A 19,177-nucleotide genomic window follows, 5' to 3' on the forward strand; every position below is an offset into this window, starting at 1 on the left:
CGACCCCACCGGATGCCGCCATCGCGCGGCATCCGGTACCGTCCAAAGACGAGGCATACAACCGCTCAGGCGCTCACTAAGCTGTCGGCATGAGCACCGCCATCGTCTGGTTTCGCCGCGACCTACGCCTCGCCGATCATCCCGCACTCAGTGCCGCCGCGCAGGCGCACGAACACATCCTCCCGCTTTACATTCATGCGCCGCATGAAGAGGGCGCGTGGGCTCCCGGCGCCGCGAGCCGCTGGTGGCTGCATCATTCCCTTGCGCGACTCGATGCCCAGCTGCGCGAGCATGGCAATGCACTGCATCTTGCGCAGGGCAATAGCCTTGAGGTGATGCGTGATCTGATCGACCGCACGGGCGCTACGGCGGTGTATTGGAGTCGTGTCTACGAACCGGCTTCCATCGCGCGAGACAGTGAGCTCAAGACCGCCTTGCGCGAGCAAGGCATCGAAGTGCACAGCTTCAATGCGTCGCTGTGGTGCGAGCCCTGGCGGATCGAGACGAAACAGCAGGGCCCGTATCGCGTGTTCACGCCGTTCTGGCGCAGCCTGCGCCCGCAACTGGACGTAACGCAGCCCTTGGCTGTGCCGGCGTCGCTGCCGGCGACCCACATCGATGGCAGCGTGCCGCTGGAAGCGCTCGGACTATGGCCGCGCATCCCCTGGGATGGCGGCCTCAAAGAAACCTGGCAACCAGGCGAGCAGGGGGCACAGGAGTGGCTGGATATCTTCATGGATGATGCCGTGAGCGATTACCAGCGTGCCCGTGACCTGCCGGCGCGACACGGCACCTCGCGACTCTCGCCGCATCTGCACTTTGGCGAGATCTCGCCGCGGCAGATCCATCGCCAGCTGGTCGATCGCGCGGCTGCCACCGATGCGCGTCGACGTCCGGACATTGAGCCTTATCTGCGCGAACTGGGTTGGCGCGAGTTTGCGCATCATCTCCTGTATCACTTTCCCAAGACGCTTACGGCGAACTTCAACGAGCAGTTCGACCGGTTTCCATGGGCGAGCGAAGACGCCACGGCGATCGAGCGATGGCAACGCGGCCTTACCGGCATCCCCCTAGTGGATGCCGGTATGCGCGAGCTCTGGCACACCGGCTGGATGCACAACCGCGTACGCATGATCGTGGCCAGCTTTCTGTGCAAGAACCTCAGGCAGCATTGGCATCACGGCGCGCGCTGGTTCTGGGACACGCTGGTGGATGCTGATCTGGCGAACAATACGATGGGCTGGCAGTGGGTGGCTGGCAGCGGCGCTGATGCGGCCCCATATTTCCGCGTATTCAATCCGGTGACGCAGGCGCACAAGTTCGATCCGGAGGGTCAGTATCTGCGACGCTGGTTGCCTGAGTTGGCGGAGGTGCCGTTGAAGCAGTTGCATGAACCGTGGACGGATCCGGCCCTGCTGAAACGCACCGGATATCCCGCGCCTATGGTGGACTTGGGCGAGAGTCGCGAAGCTGCCTTGATGGCTTATCGCACCATGCGCGCGAGCTGAGGATCCGCTGCACCGTCCCCCTGTGGGAGCGCACCCTGTGCGCGACAGGCCTCCACTTCAACGCTCCGTCGGGTCGTCGCGCACAGGGTGCGCTCCCACAGATGTCGGTTGAACGGATGTGGGTCCACTCCATTTGCGCAACAGCCACGCCAACACCGGCGGCGTCACCATCGCCGTCAACAACGACATCGCCACGATGATCGCGTAGATGCGATCGGTGAACACACCCGCTGCCAAGCCAAGGCTGGCAATCACCACGCCCACCTCACCACGCGGCACCATGCCGAATCCGACGACGGTGGCACTACGCGCTCCCAGCGACAGCGATCCAAGAAAGCCGCCGATCAACTTCGATGCAATGGCGATCAGGGTGACCACCAGCAACATGGTCGCCGCCTCGAGGTTCATCAGCTGGTGCAGGTCGATCTTGCTGCCGGTGATGACGAAGAAGAACGGCGTGAGCAGGGCGAGGAGAGGTTGGGTCTGCTTCTCGAGCGTGTGCTGCTGGCGCGTCTCCGAGGCGATCATGCCGGCCAGGAACGCACCAATGATGGCGGCCAGGCCGAACAGCGTCGACACGTAGGCCAGGCCAAGGCAAAGCGCCAGCACGATGGCCAGCGCCGAGTGAGGACTCTGCGGCTTGTCCAGCCAGCTGGAATTCCAGCGCATCACGCGCGCACCGCCGATACCGATGATGGCGATGAAGCCGATCGCGCCGGCCAGCACGGCGAGCAAGTGCACCACATCGATGCCTTCGCCGCCTTGCACCGAAACCACCACGCCAAGCAGCAGCATGGCCAGGATGTCGTCGATCACCGCCGCACCCAGGATCACCTTGCTCTCGATGCGCTGGAGCGCGCCCAGCTCCTGCAGCACGCGCGCGGTGATGCCGGCGGAGGTGGCGACAAAGGCCGCCGCGATAAACAGCGAGCGACTCCAGTCGAAGCCATTGCCGTGCGCCCAGGCACCGCCCAGTGCGAACGGCACGAGCACGCCGAGCACGCCGACGATGAAGGCGACCTTGCCGACTTTCTTCAAGTCTTCAAGCCGTGTTTCCAGTCCCACGGAGAACAGCAGCAAGACCACGCCGATCTCCGCCAGCACATCCAGCGGCGTACCAGGCGCCACCTGGTCGGGCGTGATCCAGCCCAGCAGGGAAGGGCCGATGATGCAGCCGGCGGCGATCTCGCCCACCACGCCGGGCAGCTTCAGCCGCTGCGCGATCTCGCCGCCAAGCTGGGCGGCGATGAAGACGATGAAGAGGGTAAGCAGGATATCGCTGGCGTGATGCATGCGTAAGTACACGGCGGCAGTCGAATGCCACGCATGCTACATGCTCGGCACGAAACCTGCGCTCAGTCGGACGCGTGCGTCGAGCGCGGCGAGGCGTCGCTCTTCAGTCGGCTGAATACCCAGCTGGCCGTGGCGGTCACGACGGCCAGCAACAACACCGTCCACCGAAACGCAGGGATGTAGTCTTCGTGGGCATGGCCTTGCAGCAAGGCCTCCATCAGCAGCGAGGCCAGCGCAATGCCGAAGCTCATCGACAGATACTGCGCCGTCGACGCCATCGACGAGGCCTGGGCGGCAAACTTCACGTCCAGGTCGTTGTAGATAAGGGTATTCATGGCCGTGTACTGCAAGCCCATGAAACCGCCATAGACATAGACCATCAGCGCGATCACCCACATCGGCGAGCTCTTGCCGAGCAGCGCGAACGACGCCAGCATCACCGCCACGATCAGCGTATTGGCGAACAGCAACTTTTGATATCCGAACTGCTGCAACAGCCGGTTGATGCCCCACTTGGCGGTGATCGAGCCCAGCGCCTGCGGCACCATCATCAGGCCGGCCATCAAGGGCGACCAGCCGCAGCCCACCTGCAGGAACAACACCAGCAGCAGGAACATGCCCGATACGCCCAGGCGCGTGAACAGGTTGCCGGCCAGCGACACCCATACGCTGCGTACCCGCAGCAGGCTCAGATCCGCCACGGGGTGATCATTGCGGCGGCTGTGCCACACATAGGTCACGCCGAACACGACGGCGAGCACGCCGAAGCTGGCGATGCGCAGCGATTGTCCGCCGCCGCCGCTGGCAACTTCGGACGCGGTCAGCAACATGGCCGACGCGGCAGCGAACAGCAGAAAGCCCAGCAGATCGAAGGGGTGCACATCGTCCAGCCGGTAATCGGGCATGTCGCGGCGATTCATCCACATGCCGATCATGCCCACCGGGACATTGATCAGGAAGATCAGTCGCCACGAGGTATATTGCGCCAGTGCGCCGCCCAGCAGCGGTCCGAGCACCGAGCCGAGCAGGCCCACCGTGGCGACCGTACTCATGGCTCGCACGAAATCGCGTTTGTCGACGCTGCGCACGAGGACGTAGCGGCCCACCGGCATCAGCGCCGCGCCGCCCAGGCCCTGCAGCACTCGCGCGGCGACCAGCTGCGGCAGGCTCTGCGCGATGCCGCACAACAGCGAGCCGACGGTGAAGGTGGCGATGGCGAGCGCAAAGATGCGCCGCGTGCCGAAGCGGTCGCACAACCATGGGCTGGCGGGAATAAAGATCGCCAGCGTCAGCACGTAACTGGTGAGCGCGGTGCGCATGCCCAGCGGCGTGACGTTCAAGGCCTCGGCCATCGCCGGCACGGCCGTGTTGACGATGGTGGAGTCCAGCGCCTGCATGAAGAAGGCGGCAGCCACCAGCCAGATCAATCCGCGATAGCGATCGCGCGAGGACTCCGGTGGCGGAGCAGGAGCCGGCGCTTCCTCGCCTGGCGGCGGCACGGGAAGGTTGGTTTGGGTGGCGGCCAAATTCTCGGACATGTCTCATTATGATAGCTGCTATGGCAGCTTGCTTTTGCGGGTCGCTGCGTCCAAAGTCGGCTGCGTTTCATCTTTGGGGTGCGCGTGTGCGCACCGCGTCAACTCGCAACAGCGAAGCAGCCCGACGAGCAACGGTGAACGGCAAACCACGATGAATCGATCGCGCCGGGGCGGCAGCGTCCCGGCGCGTCTCTTTTTGCGATAGCTGGCGGATCGTCGCAGGCGCATCCGCACGACAGGAGTCCCTATGAGCAGCAAGCCACCGATTGTCATTTCCACACGCGACCTGGATCGCCTTGAAGCCATGCTCGAGCGCATGCCACCGGTGCAGGCCGGGCAATACCAGGCGCTGCGCGGCGAGCTCGATCGTGCCGACGTGGTGGAGTCTTCGGCGATACCGCCGGACGTGGTCACCATGAACTCCGTGGTCACCTTCAAGGACGACGATGGCGGCGACGAGTTGACTGTCACCCTGGTGTATCCCGCCGGCGCCGGGGTGCCGGGCACGGTGTCGATCCTGGCGCCCGTGGGTAGTGCGTTGCTCGGCCTGAAGGTGGGCCAGCATATCGAATGGCCCACGCCGGACGGCCACCGCCGTGAGCTGCGCGTGCTGGACATCGAATATCAACCTGAAGCGTCGGGCGATCTGCATCGCTGACGCCCTTATGCACGCCTTCTTCACGACTGCCGCGGGATTTACAGGCAATCGGGCCGAAGCGAGTCGAGCTTAGGTAAACTTCCGCTCATGAGGACACCCGCATGAGCCAGAGTCAGGCCACCGATTGGCGCGCCCAGGCCGCCGAACTGCGCGACAAGATTGAACGCGCGAACCATCGCTACCACGTACTCGACGACCCCGAGATCACGGACGCCGAGTACGACCGCGCCATGCGCGCGCTGGAAGCGCTCGAACAGGCACACCCGGAGCTGGCCACGCCCGACTCGCCCACGCGGCGAGTCGGTGCGCGTGCCCAAGGCGGCTTCGCCGAAGTGCGTCACGTGATACCGATGCTGTCGTTGAACAACGCCTTCGAACTGGACGGCGAGGGCGATCGCGAACGCTTCCGCGAGATTGCCGAGTTCGAGCGCCGCATCGAGCAGACCCTGGACCGTCGCAACCCTGAGTTTTCGGTCGAGCCCAAACTCGATGGCCTGGCGATCAGCCTGCGCTACGAAAACGGCGTGTTCGTGCAGGGCGCGACGCGCGGCGATGGCGAGACCGGTGAGGACGTCACCGCCAACTTGCGCACCGTACGTGCGATTCCGCTGCGCCTGCGCGGCGAAGGCTGGCCGCGCGTGCTGGAAGTGCGCGGCGAAGTGATCATGCTGCACAAGGATTTCGAAGCCTTCAATGCACGCGCCCGCGAGCATGGCGAGAAGACCCTGGCCAATCCGCGCAATGGCGCGGCAGGCTCGCTGCGCCAGCTCGATCCGGCCATCACGGCGCGCCGCAAGCTGAGCTTCTTTGCTTACGCGGTGGGCGACGTGCGGGGCGGCGAGCTGCCGGCCACGCATTCCAAGACCTTGGCCAAGCTGCGCGACTGGGGTTTTCCGGTGTCGCCCGAAGTGGGCAGCGCCAAGGGTTTCGATGGTCTGATCGCCTACTACCGGCGCATCGGCGCCAAGCGCGACAAGCTTCCCTACGATATCGACGGCGTGGTGTACAAGCTGGACGACTACGCGGGCCAGCGTGAAATGGGCTTCGTGTCCCGCGCGCCGCGTTGGGCGGTGGCGCACAAGTTCCCGGCGCAGGAGCAGACCACCACGGTCGAAGCGATCGAGATCAATATCGGCCGCACCGGCGCGGCCACGCCGCTGGCCCGCCTTAAACCGGTGCAGGTGGGCGGCGTTACGGTCAGCAATGCCACCTTGCACAACGCCGACCAGGTGGCACGCCTGGATGTGCGCGTTGGTGACACGGTGATCGTACGGCGCGCCGGCGACGTGATTCCCGAAGTCGTGCGCGTGATGCCCGAACTGCGTCCGCCGCATACGCATCCCTGGCATATGCCCACGCATTGCCCAGTGTGCAACTCGGCCTTGGTACGCGAAGAAGGCGAAGCCGCCTGGCGCTGCTCGGGCGGCCTGATCTGCGCGGCGCAACGCAAGGAAGCGCTGATTCATTTCGCCGCGCGGCGCGCCATGGACATCGACGGCCTGGGCGAGCGCTTCGTGGAAGCACTGGTGGATTTCGGCTATGTGCATACGCCCGCCGATCTCTACTCGCTGACGCTGGACGATTTCCTGGAGATGAAGCGGCGTGCCGATGAGAGCGATGGCTCCACACCGGAAACCGTCAAGCAGGGCAAGGTGGCCACCAAGTGGGCCGAGAACCTGATCGAGGCGATCGAGGCCAGCAAGCACACCAGCCTGCCTCGCTTCCTGTTTGCGCTGGGCATCATGCATATCGGCGAAAGCACGGCGAAGACGCTGGCGGCGTGGCTGGGCAGCCTGGCGGTGATCCGTCGCATGCCGGCGGCGGTGCTGCGGGTGTTGCCGGACATCGGCGATGAAGTCGCGCGTTCCATCGCCGCGTTCTTCGCGCAGGACGGCAATCAGGAAGTGGTCGATGCCTTGCTCGCTTCGGGCATCGTGTTTTCCGATGAAACCCATCCTTCGCCCAAGCTGCACCAGCGCCTGGATCTGGCATTGCTGCTGGATATGGCGGGCGTGAGCAAGCTCGGTCCCAAGAGCACCAAGCTGCTGGCCGAACGGTTTACCTCACTGGACAAGCTGGTTGCGGCCGGACCTGCGCATTGGGTGACGGCCGGTTTGCCTTCGGCGGCATTGACCAATCTCGAAGCTTTTCTTGCCGACAAGGCGAAGCTGCAGCAGCTGCGCGAAGCGGACGCGGCCATGTGGGAGTTGCTCAATGCCATTCCCAAGAGCACCAAGGCCGCCACCGCGCCGCTGGAAGGCCAGACCATCGTGCTCACCGGCACGCTGTCGTCGCTGAGTCGCGACGCCGCCAAGGAGCGGCTGGAGGCGTTGGGCGCCAAGGTTGCCGGTTCGGTGTCCAAGAAGACCAGCTTCGTGGTGGCGGGCGAGGCGGCCGGTTCCAAGCTCGACAAGGCGCAGGAACTGGGCGTGGAAGTGTGGGACGAGGCGCGCCTGCTCGAGCTGCTCGCCACCCACGAGGGTGGCGCATGAACCTGCACATGGCAGGGCGCCTGCATCTGCGCGCACGGCTATACGCGCTGATCCGGGCGTTCTTCGCCGAACGCAATGTGCTGGAAGTGGAAACGCCAATCCTGTCGGCAGCCGGCAACACCGATCCGAACATCGAGAGTTTCAGCGCTCGTTTCAGTGGCCATGTCGATGCCGGTGCACGCGAACGCTGGATGCGCACCTCGCCGGAATATCCGTTGAAGCGCTTGCTGGCCGCCGGTGTTGGCGACTGCTACGAGATGGGCCGCGTGTTTCGCAACGGTGAGGCCGGCGGTCGCCACAACCCCGAGTTCACCATGCTCGAGTGGTATCGCGTGGGCTGGGATCATCGGCAGCTGATGGAAGAAACCATCGCGCTCGTCGAGGCTGCACTGGCGATGATGGGATCGCGCGCGGAAATATGCATCGAAGGCTACCGGCAGCTCTTCATCGACGAGCTTGGCATCGATCCGGCGCACGCGCCGATCGAGCAGCTGCAGTTGGCGCTTGAGGAATTCAACATCCATCCGGACGGGCTGACGCGCGACGACTGGCTTGATCTGCTCATCACCCATCGCCTGCAGCCCTCGTTTCCGCGCAACCGCATCACCGTGATCCATGACTATCCCGCCTCGCAGTGCGCGCTCGCGAAAGTGCGGCCGGGCGATCCTCCGCTGGCCGAGCGCTTTGAGCTTTTTCTGGGGCGCTATGAGCTGGCCAATGGCTATCACGAGCTCAACGACGCGGCCGAACAACGTCGGCGTTTCGAGCGCGACAACGCGGTACGTCAATCGCGCGGCCAACCGGCCATTCCGATGGACGAGAACCTGCTGGACACGTTGGACGCGATGCCCGATTGCGCCGGCGTGGCCATGGGTATCGAGCGTCTCCTGATGTGCCTGGTGGGCACGGACGCGATCGCCGACGTGCTCACTTTTCCCTTTGCAGAGGCCTGAAGGCATGGCGTCGAGTTTGCTGCCCGCCATCCATCATGTGGCGTTGATTTGTTCGGACTATGCGCGGTCGAAAGCGTTCTACACCCAGACGCTGGGTTTTCGCGTCATTCGCGAGGTGTACCGCGCTGGGCGCAACTCGTGGAAACTGGATCTGGAAGTCTCGCCGGGCGTCAGCCTCGAGCTGTTTTCGTTTCCGTCGCCACCGCCGCGGCCATCACGGCCCGAGGCACAAGGATTGCGCCATCTCGCGTTTGCCGTGCCAGACGTGGACGCGGTGATCGCCACGCTGGAGCAGCGCGGTGTGGCCTGCGAACCCGTGCGCGTGGATGAATTCACCGATCGCCGCTTCACTTTCTTCGCCGACCCCGACGGTCTTCCGATCGAGTTGTACGAAGCCTGAGGCGTCGACGTACCCATAAAAAAATCCAGCGGCTCGAATAAGCCGCTGGATTTCGAGGTGGAGCAATGGTCAGGCGCTTAGTCGTGCCAGTCCAGCAGGTGGCGATAGATCAGGCCGCCCACGATGCCGCCGATCAGCGGAACCACCCAGAACATCCACAGCTGCCCCATGGCCCAGCTGCCCTGGAATACCGCAACCGCGGTGCTGCGCGCCGGATTGACCGAGGTGTTGGTAATCGGGATGGAGATCAGGTGGATCAGCGTGAGCGCGAGGCCGATGGCCAGCGGCGCAAAGCCAGTCGGCGCCAGTTTGTGCGTGGTGCCGTTGATCACGATCAGGAAGAACGCGGTCAGCACGAACTCCGCAACCATGCAGGCCACCAACGAATACTGCCCCGGCGAATGCTCGCCGTAGCCGTTGGAGGCAAAGCCGCCTGCCACCGGATCAAACACCGGCCTGCCGCTGGCGATCAGGTAGATGGTGGCGCCGGCAGCCACGCCGCCCACCACTTGTGCGATCCAGTAAGGGATCACGTCCTTGGCCGGGAAACGGCCGCTGGCCCACATGCCTGCAGTTACTGCGGGATTGAAGTGCGCACCGGAAATATGACCCACCGCATACGCCATGGTCACCACGGTGAGGCCGAAGGCGAGGGCGACGCCTGCAAATCCAATGCCCAACTCAGGGAAGGTTGCCGCGAAGACTGCGCTGCCGCAGCCGCCAAAGACCAGCCAGAACGTGCCAAAAAACTCTGCTCCCAAACGCTTGCCCATATTCACGGGGACTCTCCTTGCCAGATTTTCAGGGAATGGCTCGAGCGCATCCATGCGTGACTTCCACAACGATCCCGATTTGAAACAGGCTCTTAGTGCATGGCTCGAGTACGCGTAGGCTAACAAAATTGGCCATAGGAGTAGTCCACGTCCCGGTCCAGATCGGTGAAGGCTTACATACCGAAGAGGCTTTTCCTTTGTGTATGCTGCCCCGTCGCTTTCGCCTGGTACTGCAGGATCCTTCGATGACGCAAGCATTTCCGACCACGCCAACCTTGGCAGCCCCCGTCCGCCGCATGGGCGCGCGTGACATCCAGACCCTGCTGCTCGCCTCGCTGGGCGGCGCGCTGGAGTTTTACGATTTCGTGGTGTTCGTGTTTTTTGCACTGCCGCTGAGCCACCTGTTTTTTCCGCCGGACATGCCGCAGTGGCTGGCCCAGTTGCAGACTTACGCGATCTTCGCCGCGGGCTATCTGGCCCGACCGCTGGGCGGCATCGTGATGGCTCACTTCGGCGACCGGCAGGGTCGCAAGCGCATGTTCACGCTGAGCGTTTTCCTGATGGCGCTGCCGACGCTGGCGATTGGCGCGCTGCCGGTCTATGCCTCGGTGGGGCTGCTGGCGCCGCTGCTGTTGCTGTGCCTGCGCGTGATGCAAGGCGTGGCGATTGGTGGCGAAGTGCCGGGCGCCTGGGTGTTCGTGGCCGAGCACGCGCCGCGCGGGCGGGTCGGTTTTGCCTGTGCATGCCTCACCTCCGGCCTCACCGCGGGCATCCTGATCGGCTCGCTGACGGCCGCATGGATGAACCATCACTTTTCGCCCGCCGATGTGTTGCGCGGATGGTGGCGCCTGCCGTTTGTGCTGGGCGGCGTGTTCGGCCTGGTGGCCGTGTGGCTGCGTCGCTGGTTGAGCGAAACGCCGGTATTTGCCGAGCTGCATGCGCGCAAGGCATTGAGCGAGGGCTTGCCGCTGCGAACCGTGCTGGCGGGTCATGGCGCCAGCGTGGCCATTTCCATGGCGGTCACCTGGACGCTCACCGCGGCCATCCTGGTGCTGATTCTGGGACTGCCCAGCCTGGCGCAGAAGTCGTTCGGCATTCCTGCTGACGTGGCCTTCCTGGGCAATAGCATCGCCGCTTTTTGCCTATGCGTGGGCTGCGTGGCATTTGGCTGGCTGGTCGATCGCATTGGCGCCGCCTGGACACTGATCGCCGGCTCGGTCGCCTTGGTGACTGTCACCTATGCGCTGTTCGGTGATCTGGCGGCAGGCGGCGCGCATTTTCTGCCGCTGTATGGGCTCACCGGTTTTCTGGTCGGTACCGTGGCGGTGGTGCCCACCATCATGGTGGCGGCGTTTCCGGCGCCGATCCGTTTCTCCGGCATTTCCTTCGCCTACAACGTGGCTTATGCCGTGTTCGGTGCCTGCACCGCCACCTTTATCGGCTACCTCGCCGGGACGGCCGGACGCATGGCCGCTGCGCACTATGTGACGATTACGGTGGTCGTCGGTGTTGCGGCGGCGGTGTGGCTGCTGGTCAAGGGGCGCGGCAAAGCTCAGTTGATGACCGACTGAGCGCAAGCCCTCAGGGGTTGTTGATGGTCGAACCCGTCAACAGCCCACGCGCCAACATGCTGCACTGCTTGCGATACAGCAGCATCTGCCACTGGCGCCCGCCCAGCTGCCGCCACAACACGGCCGAACGCACGGCGGCGAGCAGGTTGGTGCGAACCTTTTCGACCACGGCCGGCTGCTGCAACTGCTGCGGATTGCCGGTGACCATCACGCGCGGCTTGAGCGTGGAAAGCGTGCCGGCATACAGCTCGGCCAGACGCTTCACCACTTGCGGCGAATCCGCACCGAAGTGTTCGACCTGTCGCTGCGCGGCGGCGATGCCTTGCTGCAGGCGATCCAGCAGATCGCTGCGGCGTGACAGGCTGCGCTCCAGGCGCATCACCGTGAAGGCCATGCGCGTGATGGCCACATCGCGGTTGTTCTCGTCGAGCAGGGTGATCAGCTGGCGCAGGCCCAGGCGCACGGCGCCGACATCGCCGTACACGCCCACGACCGACGGTGCATCGATGCGGAACACGCTGGCCATGCTCGAGGCCATGGCGATGTCGTCGCAGCGGCCATCGTTGGCCAGCTGCTGGGCGAGCGTGGTGGCCTGGAACAAACCCGCCAGGGCCAACACGCGCTCTTCGTTCATCGCGAAAATTTCAAACACCGGTCAGTGCCTCGGAGAGGGCGGAAGAAGTAGCGGCATCATTCCAGCCGCCAAAGGGAGCGTCGGTGCGGTCGATCACGGCACCGCCGAGACAGGCCTCGCCGTCGTAGAAAACCACCGACTGGCCGGGCGTGACGGCCCGCTGGGGCTGGTCGAACACCACCTCCAGCCCGTCGTCCCGCACAAACACCTCGCAAGCCTGGTCGGCCTGGCGGTAGCGCGTCTTGGCGGTGCAACGGAACTGTCTCGCCGGCGGCTCGCCCGCCACCCAGGTCGGCGGCTCGGCGTGCAGGCGCTTGGAATAAAGCCAATGGTTCTCGCCGCCCTGCGCAACATACAGCACGTTGGCCGGCACATCCTTGCCGACCACGTACCACGCCTCGCCGCTGGCGCCATGGCGTCCGCCGATCCCCAGGCCGTTGCGCTGGCCCAGGGTGTAATACATCGCGCCCTGGTGCTCGCCCACGGTCTGCCCATCGGGCGTGCGCATCGGGCCGGGCTGGGCGGGCAGGTACTGGGCAAGAAAGCTGCGGAAGTCGCGCTCGCCGATAAAGCAGATGCCGGTGGAATCCTTTTTCGCGTGCGTCGGCAGCGCGGCCTCCTGGGCCATCTGGCGCACCAGCGGCTTTTCGATCTCGCCGACCGGAAACAGCGTGGCGCTGAGCTGCTGCTGGCCCAGCGCGTGAAGAAAGTAGGTCTGGTCCTTGGACGCATCCACCGCGCGCAGCAGGCGATATTTGCCTTCATGGAAATCCACGCGGGCGTAGTGGCCGGTGGCGATCTTGTCGGCGCCCAGCGCGCGGGCCTCATCCAGGAAGGTCTTGAACTTGATCTCGCGATTGCACAGCACGTCCGGATTGGGCGTGCGACCGGCGCGATATTCGGCAAGAAAGTGCTCGAACACGCCAGCCCAATACTCGGCGGCGAAATTGCGCGCATGGAACGGAATGCCCAGCCGCCCGCACACGGCCACGGCATCCTTGCGATCGATATCGGTGGTGCAGGGGCCGTCGCGGTCGTCTTCTTCCCAGTTCTGCATGAACAGGCCTTCGACCTCGTAGCCACCCTGCTGCAGCAGCAAGGCGGCCACCGAAGAGTCGACGCCGCCGGAGACACCGAGCATCACTTTCATGGGTAACGATCCTCGGCGAGCAGGCTGTGCAGCAGGTGCAGCGGGTATCGCTGTCCGCTCAGCCAGGCGTCGATGCTCATCAGCACCAGTGGACTGCGCAATTGGTCACCCAGTGCCACAATTTCGTCGCGGGTGAGCCACAGGGCCTGGCGGATGCCCTCGTCGAGCGGGCGCCCGGGATCGTGACTCACCGCCCGAGCCGCAAAACTGAAGCGCACCACGCCGTCGCCATGCTCGGTGCTGCGCCACTGGTGGACGCCGATCAGGTGCTCGGGGACCACCGTCCAGCCCGTTTCCTCCAGCGTTTCCCGCACGGCGGCGGTCAGCAGGCTCTCTTTGTCGTCCAAATGGCCCGCCGGCTGGTTATAGGCGAGGCGGCCGTTGACCTCCTCTTCGACCATGAGGAAGCGGTCGCCGTCGGCAACCACGCAGGCCACGGTCACGTGTGGGCACCAGACTTGCAGGGGAATGGGAGAGGAATCGGCCATCGGGGGTATATGGCGACGCTAGTGGCACTGGAAAAGCGGTCATTGTGCCATCACCTGAAGGCGATCTGCCTTCGGCGGTGCCCCTTGGGAGCATCCCGGGTGCCCGGCGCTATACTTTCCCCAAGGAAATTTCACGTAGACCCATGGCTCACGAACCCGAACACGAACAAGGCAGCGGTCACGGCCTGGCGCTGGAAACCTCCCGTCCGGAGGTGGCTCGCCCGCCGCTCTTCCAGGTGGTACTGCTGAACGACGATTTCACACCGATGGATTTTGTGGTCGAAGTGCTGAGAAGTTTTTTCAGTCTGGACCAGGAACGTGCGGTGCAAGTCATGCTTCACGTGCATACGCGCGGAAAAGGCGTGTGCGGGGTGTTTACCCGGGAAGTCGCGGAAACCAAGGTGACCCAGGTGAACGAATATTCACGTGCTCATCAGCACCCTTTGTTGTGCACTATGGAAAAGCTCTGAAAAGAGGTAATGAAAGGTGTGTAGAGAGGATCTGCCAAGGTCGGTTCTGGCGCCCACGCTACCCATCTCACAGCCCGTCCCTGGCACGGATATTGAAGAGCCTTCCAGCACCCCCATTTCGTAGCTATCGGGGCGCGTGACGCCCAGCCACACAGCGGAGTAGGTCCGGATGTTCAGCAAGGATCTCGAAGTCACCATCGGCCAGTGCTACAAGCAGGCCCGCGAGCAGCGTCATGAATTCATGACGGTGGAACATTTGCTGCTCGCTCTTACCGAAAACCAGTCGGCCCTGGGCGCACTGCGCGCCTGCGGCGTCGACCTGCCGCGCCTGTCGCGCGAGCTGGAAAAGATCATTGCCGAAACCGTACCGGTATTGCCGCACGGGGACGAGCGCGATACCCAGCCCACCCTCGGCTTCCAGCGCGTGCTGCAGCGCGCGGTTTATCACGTACAGTCTTCGGGCCGTAAAGAAGTCACCGGCGCGAACGTGCTGGTGGCGATCTTCGGCGAAAAGGATTCGCACGCCGTGTATTTCCTGCACCAGCAGGAGATCACCCGCCTGGACGTGGTCAACTATATTTCGCACGGTATCGCCAAGATCGGCGACGAGCCGTCGTCGAGCATGCCGGGCACCGAGCGCGAGAGTGAAGACGGCGAGCCCAAGGGCAATCCGCTCAGCGAATACGCCAGCAACCTCAACGAGCTGGCGCTGGAAGGCAAGATCGATCCGCTGATCGGCCGCCAGGACGAAATCGAGCGCACCATCCAGGTGCTGTGCCGCCGCCGCAAGAACAACCCGCTCTACGTGGGCGAGGCCGGCGTGGGCAAGACGGCCCTGGCCGAAGGCCTGGCCAAGCGCATCGTCGACGGCGAAGTACCCGAAGTGCTGGAGAACGCCACCATCTGGTCGCTGGACCTGGGTGCGCTGGTCGCCGGCACCAAGTATCGCGGCGACTTCGAGAAGCGTCTCAAGGCCGTCATCAACCAGCTGAAGAAGCAGACTGGCGCCATCCTGTTCATCGATGAGATCCACACCATCATCGGTGCAGGTTCGGCATCGGGCGGCACCATGGATGCGAGCAACCTGATCAAGCCCATGCTGGCCTCGGGCGAGCTGCGCTGCATCGGTTCCACCACGTTCCAGGAATTCCGCGGCATCTTCGAAAAGGATCGCGCTCTGGCCCGTCGCTTCCAGAAGATCGACGTGGTCGAGCCGACCGTGGCCGACAGTCTGGAAATCCTCAAGGGCCTGCGTTCGCGTTTCGAGGAACACCACAACGTCACCTACACCAGCGAAGCGCTCAAGGCGGCGGTGGATCTGTCGGTGAAGCACATTCCCGATCGCCTGCTGCCGGACAAGGCCATCGACGTGATCGACGAGGCCGGTGCGCGCCAGCGCCTGTTGCCGGCCGATCAGCGCACGGGCAGGGTGGATGTGCCCGAAGTCGAATACATCGTGGCCAAGATGGCGCGCATCCCGGCCAAACAGGTGTCGGCGTCGGATCGTGACGTGCTGAAGAACCTCGAGCGCAACCTGAAAATGGTGGTGTTCGGCCAGGACCCCGCGATCGAAGCGCTGGCCGCGTCGATCAAGATGGCGCGTTCGGGTCTGGCCGATCCGTCCAAGCCGATCGGTTGCTTCCTGCTCGCCGGCCCCACCGGCGTGGGCAAGACGGAAGTGACCAAGCAGCTGGCGATGCAGCTGGGCATCGAGATGATCCGCTTCGACATGTCCGAGTACATGGAAGCGCATTCGGTCTCGCGCCTGGTCGGTGCACCTCCGGGCTACGTCGGCTTCGATCAGGGCGGCCTGCTCACGGAAGCTGTGACCAAGCATCCGCATGCGGTGCTGTTGCTGGATGAAATCGAGAAGGCGCATCCGGATGTATTCAACATCCTGCTGCAGGTGATGGATCGCGGCGTGCTCACCGACACCAATGGTCGCGAAGCGAACTTCAAGAACGTGGTGGTGGTGATGACCACCAATGCAGGTGCGCAGCAGGCGTCGCGTCGCGGCATCGGCTTCGTCAAGCAGAACCATTCGATGGATGCGATGGAGGTGATCCGCCGCAGCTTCACGCCGGAATTCCGCAACCGCCTGGACGCGATCATCCAGTTCAATGCGCTGGACTTCGATCACATCCTGCGCGTGGTGGACAAGTTCCTGATCGAACTGGAAGCCCAGCTCACCGAGAAGCACGTGAGCCTGGATGTCGACGCCGATGCCCGCCGCTGGTTGGCGGAGCATGGTTTCGATCCGCAGATGGGCGCACGTCCGATGGCTCGCGTGATCCAGGAGAAGGTGAAGCGTGCACTGGCCGACGAACTGCTGTTCGGCAAGCTGGCCGATGGCGGCAAGGTGCGCCTGAGCGTCAACGAGGGCGAACTGGTGGTGACTACGGAAGCGGCAGAGAACTTGCCGGCCACCGTGAGCTGATAGCTCGTTATCAGAAGCAACAAGATAAGGCCGCGCACTGCGCGGCCTTCTTTTTGCGCCTATCGCCAGTATCACCGGTGGGCGGAAATCGAAAGCGGCTGGATCACTGCATCGTCGTTGCAGCGCAAATTGAGAGTCGTCTGAGATGGTTTTGAGAGGCCTCTGATATAGGCCCAAAGGCCCGGTCCGTAGCCTTGCTGATGAGGACGAAACAGTCGTCCACCGACACCATCATCATCCGCTAGGTTACTCAATGAACACCATTTATCGCATCGTCTGGAACGCCACCACCTGCCGCTGGGTCGTCGCATCTGAAATGGCCAAAGGCCGCAAGAAGACGTCCAAGGCACGTGGCAGCAGTGCCGCCGCTGTGGCGGCCACCATTGCCGTTGGTCTGATGAGCGCGACCGCATCCACCCATGTCAGCGCCGCCCAATTTATCGGCAACAACGATGCTTGCTCGGGGTCGGCGGGAACGATAACCATGACCTACGGCAGCGGCACGGACGCAATTGCGAACTCGGAAGGTATCGCCATCGGTGCAGGTGCCATTGCGTCGGCCGCCTGTGCCAGTGGCAGTGGTGTCTACTACGGCTATTCGGCTCTCGCCATGGGCACGCATGCGACCAGCCTGCAAGGCGGCATCGCCATGGGTTACGGCGCGTACTCCAACGGTATGGATAGCCTGGCCATCGGCGCCGCCTCGGGCGCCACCGGCCGCAGCACCGTCGCCCTTGGCGCGGGCTCGAGCGACAATGGACGCAACAACGTGGTTTCCGTGGGCCTCGGGGCCAGCCCGATTGCCCCCAACTACCCTGGCGGCACCGCTCCGGTCACTGCTGCTGTTCCGCAGACGCGCCAGCTGATCAATATGGCCGCCGGTACGGCTCCTACAGATGCTGTGAACGTGTCGCAGCTCACCCCGGTCGTCACGGCTCTGGGCGGCGGCGCCGCGTTCAACAGCAGCACGGGCGCTGTCACCGGCCCCAGCTATGCACTGGCCAACGCCAACAGCATTGCCGGCACCGCGGGTGCGGCGACCGACGTGGGTACGGGCTTCACTAAGGTGGATACCGCGCTGGGCAAGCTCAACACCACCATTACCAACATCAACAATGGTGCGGGCATCAAGTACTTCCATACCAACAGCGTGCAGGCCGATTCCAGCGCGACGGGAGGAGAGGCGGTTGCCATTGGTGGCGCAGCCATTGCCGGTGGCAATAGTGCGGTAGCACTCGGCGCCGGCGCCGTCGCCTCAACCACAAACTCGGTCGCACTGGGCGCAAACTCCACGACCACCGCCAATCTGGCGACGGCTGGCTACAACCCAGGTACCGCTGCACTGTCTGGCACCGCCTCTGCGGCCAATGGCGAAGTGTCGCTGGGCTCGGCGGGCAAAGAGCGTCGCCTGACCAATGTGGCCGCTGGCGCAAACGCCACCGACGCAGTCAACCTCAGCCAGCTGCAGTCTGAAGATGCCAAGGTCAACAACGTTGCCAGCACCACGGCAAGCGCACTGGGCACGACGGTTGGTGCCAACGGCGCGATCAATGCGCCGAGCTACACGCTGGCCAACGCCAACAGCATCGGCGGCACCGCCGGTGCGGCCACCACCGTCAGCAGCGGCTTCAGCAAGGTCGATACCGCGCTCGGCACGCTCAATACGGCTGTGACCACGGCGCAAACCACCGCGAATACGGCCAACACCACCGCCAACAAGGGCTGGAATCTGAGCGCCGACGCTGGCGCCACCTCGCAGAACATCGCGCCGGGCGGCACGGCCAACTTCGCAGCTGGCACCAATGCCACGGTGGCGCGCAGCGGCAATACCATCACGATGGGCGTTGTCAGCAATCCGACCTTCAGCGGCATGCTCACTGCCAATGGCGGCCTGACCGTGGGCGCCGGCCAGACGGCCAGCATGGGCGGTAACAAGGTGACCAATGTTGCGAACGGTACGCTCTCCGCCGCCAGCACCGATGCGGTGAACGGCTCCCAGCTCTATGCGACCAACCAGCAGGTGGCGCAGAACACCAGTGACATCGCCGGTAACACCACGTCGATCAGCAACATCACCAACCAGATCAACAACGGCACCGTGGGCTTGGTGCAGCAGGCCGCGGCCGGTGCCGATCTGACCGTCGGCAAGAGCACCGATGGTGCCGCCGTGAACTTTGCCGACAAGAACGGCAACAGCCGCACGCTCAAGAACGTCACGGCCGGCGTGGCCGCGACCGATGCGGTGAACATGTCGCAGCTCAACGCGACCAATGCCAACGTGGCTGGCAACACCACGGCSATCACCAACCTTGGCAACCGCGTCACCACCAACGAAGGCAGCATCTCCACCATCAACACGACCATTGCCGGCATGAATGGTCAGCTCGCGGATGCGGTGAAGTACGATTCGGCAGCGCATGACACGGTGACCCTGGGCAATGCCGGCACGCCGGTGCAGGTGACGAACGTCAAGAACGGCGCCCTGTCTGCTGCCAGCACCGATGCGGTGAACGGCTCGCAGCTGTATGCCACCAACCAGCAGGTGGCGCAGAACACCACCGACATCGCCGGCAACACCACGGCCATCGCGGGTAACACGACGTCGATCAACAACATCACCAACCAGATCAACAGCGGCACCGTGGGCTTGGTGCAGCAGGCTTCGGCCGGTGCCGACCTGACCGTGGGCAAGGCCACCGATGGTGTGGCGGTCGACTTTGCCGACAAGAACGGCAACACCCGCACGCTCAAGAACGTGACGGCTGGCGTGGCAGCGACTGACGCAGTGAACATGTCGCAGCTCAACGCGACC

15 protein-coding genes are annotated in these 19,177 nt (G+C 64.1%); 9 read left to right on the forward strand and 6 right to left on the reverse strand.

The features are described from left to right. Positions 1-89 precede the first annotated feature (89 nt). Positions 90-1,508: a cryptochrome/photolyase family protein gene (locus AC1DE1_RS16170; RefSeq protein WP_477177573.1), complete on the forward strand. Its 1,419-nt coding sequence runs from the start codon at positions 90-92 to the stop codon at positions 1,506-1,508. A 57-nt stretch (positions 1,509-1,565) separates the two neighbouring features. Here AC1DE1_RS16170 and AC1DE1_RS16175 read toward each other — a convergent pair whose 3' ends face one another. Together AC1DE1_RS16175 and AC1DE1_RS16180 are read right to left on the reverse strand one after the other, a co-directional pair. Then, positions 1,566-2,801, reverse strand: a complete 1,236-nt coding sequence (locus AC1DE1_RS16175) for a cation:proton antiporter (RefSeq protein WP_477177574.1) — start codon at positions 2,799-2,801, stop codon at positions 1,566-1,568. A 62-nt stretch (positions 2,802-2,863) separates the two neighbouring features. Further along, complete coding sequence (locus AC1DE1_RS16180) at positions 2,864-4,339, reverse strand: MFS transporter (RefSeq protein ID WP_477177575.1); 1,476 nt, start codon at positions 4,337-4,339, stop codon at positions 2,864-2,866. Positions 4,340-4,586: 247 nt separating this feature from the next. On the opposite strand from AC1DE1_RS16180, the gene rnk reads away from it, so the two are divergent. From rnk to gloA2, 4 genes are all read left to right on the forward strand, one after another. Next, the gene (gene rnk, locus AC1DE1_RS16185; protein WP_441602356.1) at positions 4,587-4,997 is read left to right on the forward strand and encodes a nucleoside diphosphate kinase regulator; all 411 of its coding nucleotides are present in this window, start codon (positions 4,587-4,589) and stop codon (positions 4,995-4,997) included. A gap of 101 nt (positions 4,998-5,098) precedes the next feature. Continuing rightward, positions 5,099-7,489 (forward strand): NAD-dependent DNA ligase LigA, encoded by a 2,391-nt coding sequence (gene ligA / locus AC1DE1_RS16190; RefSeq protein WP_477177576.1) that lies wholly within the window; start codon positions 5,099-5,101, stop codon positions 7,487-7,489. Next, positions 7,486-8,442, forward strand: coding sequence for an EF-P lysine aminoacylase EpmA (gene epmA, locus AC1DE1_RS16195; protein WP_441602354.1), 957 nt, complete (start codon positions 7,486-7,488; stop codon positions 8,440-8,442). Before ligA ends, epmA begins: the two co-directional genes overlap by 4 nt. 4 nt (positions 8,443-8,446) lie before the next feature. After that, a complete protein-coding gene (gene gloA2, locus AC1DE1_RS16200; protein WP_477177577.1) occupies positions 8,447-8,842 on the forward strand; it encodes an SMU1112c/YaeR family gloxylase I-like metalloprotein in 396 nt (131 codons plus the stop codon). A gap of 77 nt (positions 8,843-8,919) precedes the next feature. On the opposite strand, the gene aqpZ is transcribed toward gloA2, so the two are convergent. Continuing rightward, a complete protein-coding gene (gene aqpZ / locus AC1DE1_RS16205) occupies positions 8,920-9,621 on the reverse strand; it encodes an aquaporin Z (protein ID WP_441602352.1) in 702 nt (233 codons plus the stop codon). A 239-nt stretch (positions 9,622-9,860) separates the two neighbouring features. On the opposite strand from aqpZ, the gene AC1DE1_RS16210 reads away from it, so the two are divergent. Further along, the gene (locus AC1DE1_RS16210; RefSeq protein ID WP_477177578.1) at positions 9,861-11,186 is read left to right on the forward strand and encodes an MFS transporter; all 1,326 of its coding nucleotides are present in this window, start codon (positions 9,861-9,863) and stop codon (positions 11,184-11,186) included. A gap of 10 nt (positions 11,187-11,196) precedes the next feature. Here the strand turns inward: AC1DE1_RS16210 and hflD are convergent, their stop codons facing one another. From hflD to AC1DE1_RS16225, 3 genes are read right to left on the reverse strand one after another with little or no spacing between them, the layout of a single operon-like run. Then, a complete protein-coding gene (gene hflD / locus AC1DE1_RS16215) occupies positions 11,197-11,820 on the reverse strand; it encodes a high frequency lysogenization protein HflD (RefSeq protein ID WP_441602450.1) in 624 nt (207 codons plus the stop codon). Positions 11,821-11,830: 10 nt separating this feature from the next. Continuing rightward, complete coding sequence (gene mnmA, locus AC1DE1_RS16220; RefSeq protein ID WP_477177579.1) at positions 11,831-12,970, reverse strand: tRNA 2-thiouridine(34) synthase MnmA; 1,140 nt, start codon at positions 12,968-12,970, stop codon at positions 11,831-11,833. Continuing rightward, entirely contained in the window at positions 12,967-13,458 is a 492-nt protein-coding gene (locus AC1DE1_RS16225) for an NUDIX hydrolase (RefSeq protein ID WP_477177580.1), read from the reverse strand. Before AC1DE1_RS16225 ends, mnmA begins: the two co-directional genes overlap by 4 nt. 143 nt (positions 13,459-13,601) lie before the next feature. On the opposite strand from AC1DE1_RS16225, the gene clpS reads away from it, so the two are divergent. The 3 genes from clpS to AC1DE1_RS16240 form a co-directional block, all read left to right on the forward strand. Next, positions 13,602-13,928: an ATP-dependent Clp protease adapter ClpS gene (clpS, locus tag AC1DE1_RS16230; RefSeq protein WP_074546739.1), complete on the forward strand. Its 327-nt coding sequence runs from the start codon at positions 13,602-13,604 to the stop codon at positions 13,926-13,928. A gap of 169 nt (positions 13,929-14,097) precedes the next feature. Then, on the forward strand, positions 14,098-16,365 hold the full coding sequence (clpA, locus tag AC1DE1_RS16235) for an ATP-dependent Clp protease ATP-binding subunit ClpA (RefSeq protein WP_441602348.1): 2,268 nt from the start codon (positions 14,098-14,100) through the stop codon (positions 16,363-16,365). Positions 16,366-16,618: 253 nt separating this feature from the next. Further along, positions 16,619-19,177, forward strand: a 2,559-nt coding sequence (locus AC1DE1_RS16240) for an ESPR-type extended signal peptide-containing protein (protein ID WP_477179137.1), incomplete at its 3' end; no start/stop codon positions are given.

It is taken from the genome of Dyella sp. 05T440 (assembly GCF_056395965.1).

What these genes read in the sequence shown, in the direction of transcription:
- AC1DE1_RS16170 (WP_477177573.1), top strand. Translation starts at nt 90, where the DNA reads ATGAGCACCGCCATCGTCTGGTTTCGCCGCGACCTACGCCTCGCCGAT.
- AC1DE1_RS16175 (WP_477177574.1), bottom strand. Translation starts at nt 2,801, where the DNA reads ATGCATCACGCCAGCGATATCCTGCTTACCCTCTTCATCGTCTTCATC.
- AC1DE1_RS16180 (WP_477177575.1), bottom strand. Translation starts at nt 4,339, where the DNA reads ATGTCCGAGAATTTGGCCGCCACCCAAACCAACCTTCCCGTGCCGCCG.
- rnk (WP_441602356.1), top strand. Translation starts at nt 4,587, where the DNA reads ATGAGCAGCAAGCCACCGATTGTCATTTCCACACGCGACCTGGATCGC.
- ligA (WP_477177576.1), top strand. Translation starts at nt 5,099, where the DNA reads ATGAGCCAGAGTCAGGCCACCGATTGGCGCGCCCAGGCCGCCGAACTG.
- epmA (WP_441602354.1), top strand. Translation starts at nt 7,486, where the DNA reads ATGAACCTGCACATGGCAGGGCGCCTGCATCTGCGCGCACGGCTATAC.
- gloA2 (WP_477177577.1), top strand. Translation starts at nt 8,447, where the DNA reads ATGGCGTCGAGTTTGCTGCCCGCCATCCATCATGTGGCGTTGATTTGT.
- AC1DE1_RS16210 (WP_477177578.1), top strand. Translation starts at nt 9,861, where the DNA reads ATGACGCAAGCATTTCCGACCACGCCAACCTTGGCAGCCCCCGTCCGC.
- hflD (WP_441602450.1), bottom strand. Translation starts at nt 11,820, where the DNA reads ATGAACGAAGAGCGCGTGTTGGCCCTGGCGGGTTTGTTCCAGGCCACC.
- mnmA (WP_477177579.1), bottom strand. Translation starts at nt 12,970, where the DNA reads ATGAAAGTGATGCTCGGTGTCTCCGGCGGCGTCGACTCTTCGGTGGCC.
- AC1DE1_RS16225 (WP_477177580.1), bottom strand. Translation starts at nt 13,458, where the DNA reads ATGGCCGATTCCTCTCCCATTCCCCTGCAAGTCTGGTGCCCACACGTG.
- clpS (WP_074546739.1), top strand. Translation starts at nt 13,602, where the DNA reads ATGGCTCACGAACCCGAACACGAACAAGGCAGCGGTCACGGCCTGGCG.
- clpA (WP_441602348.1), top strand. Translation starts at nt 14,098, where the DNA reads ATGTTCAGCAAGGATCTCGAAGTCACCATCGGCCAGTGCTACAAGCAG.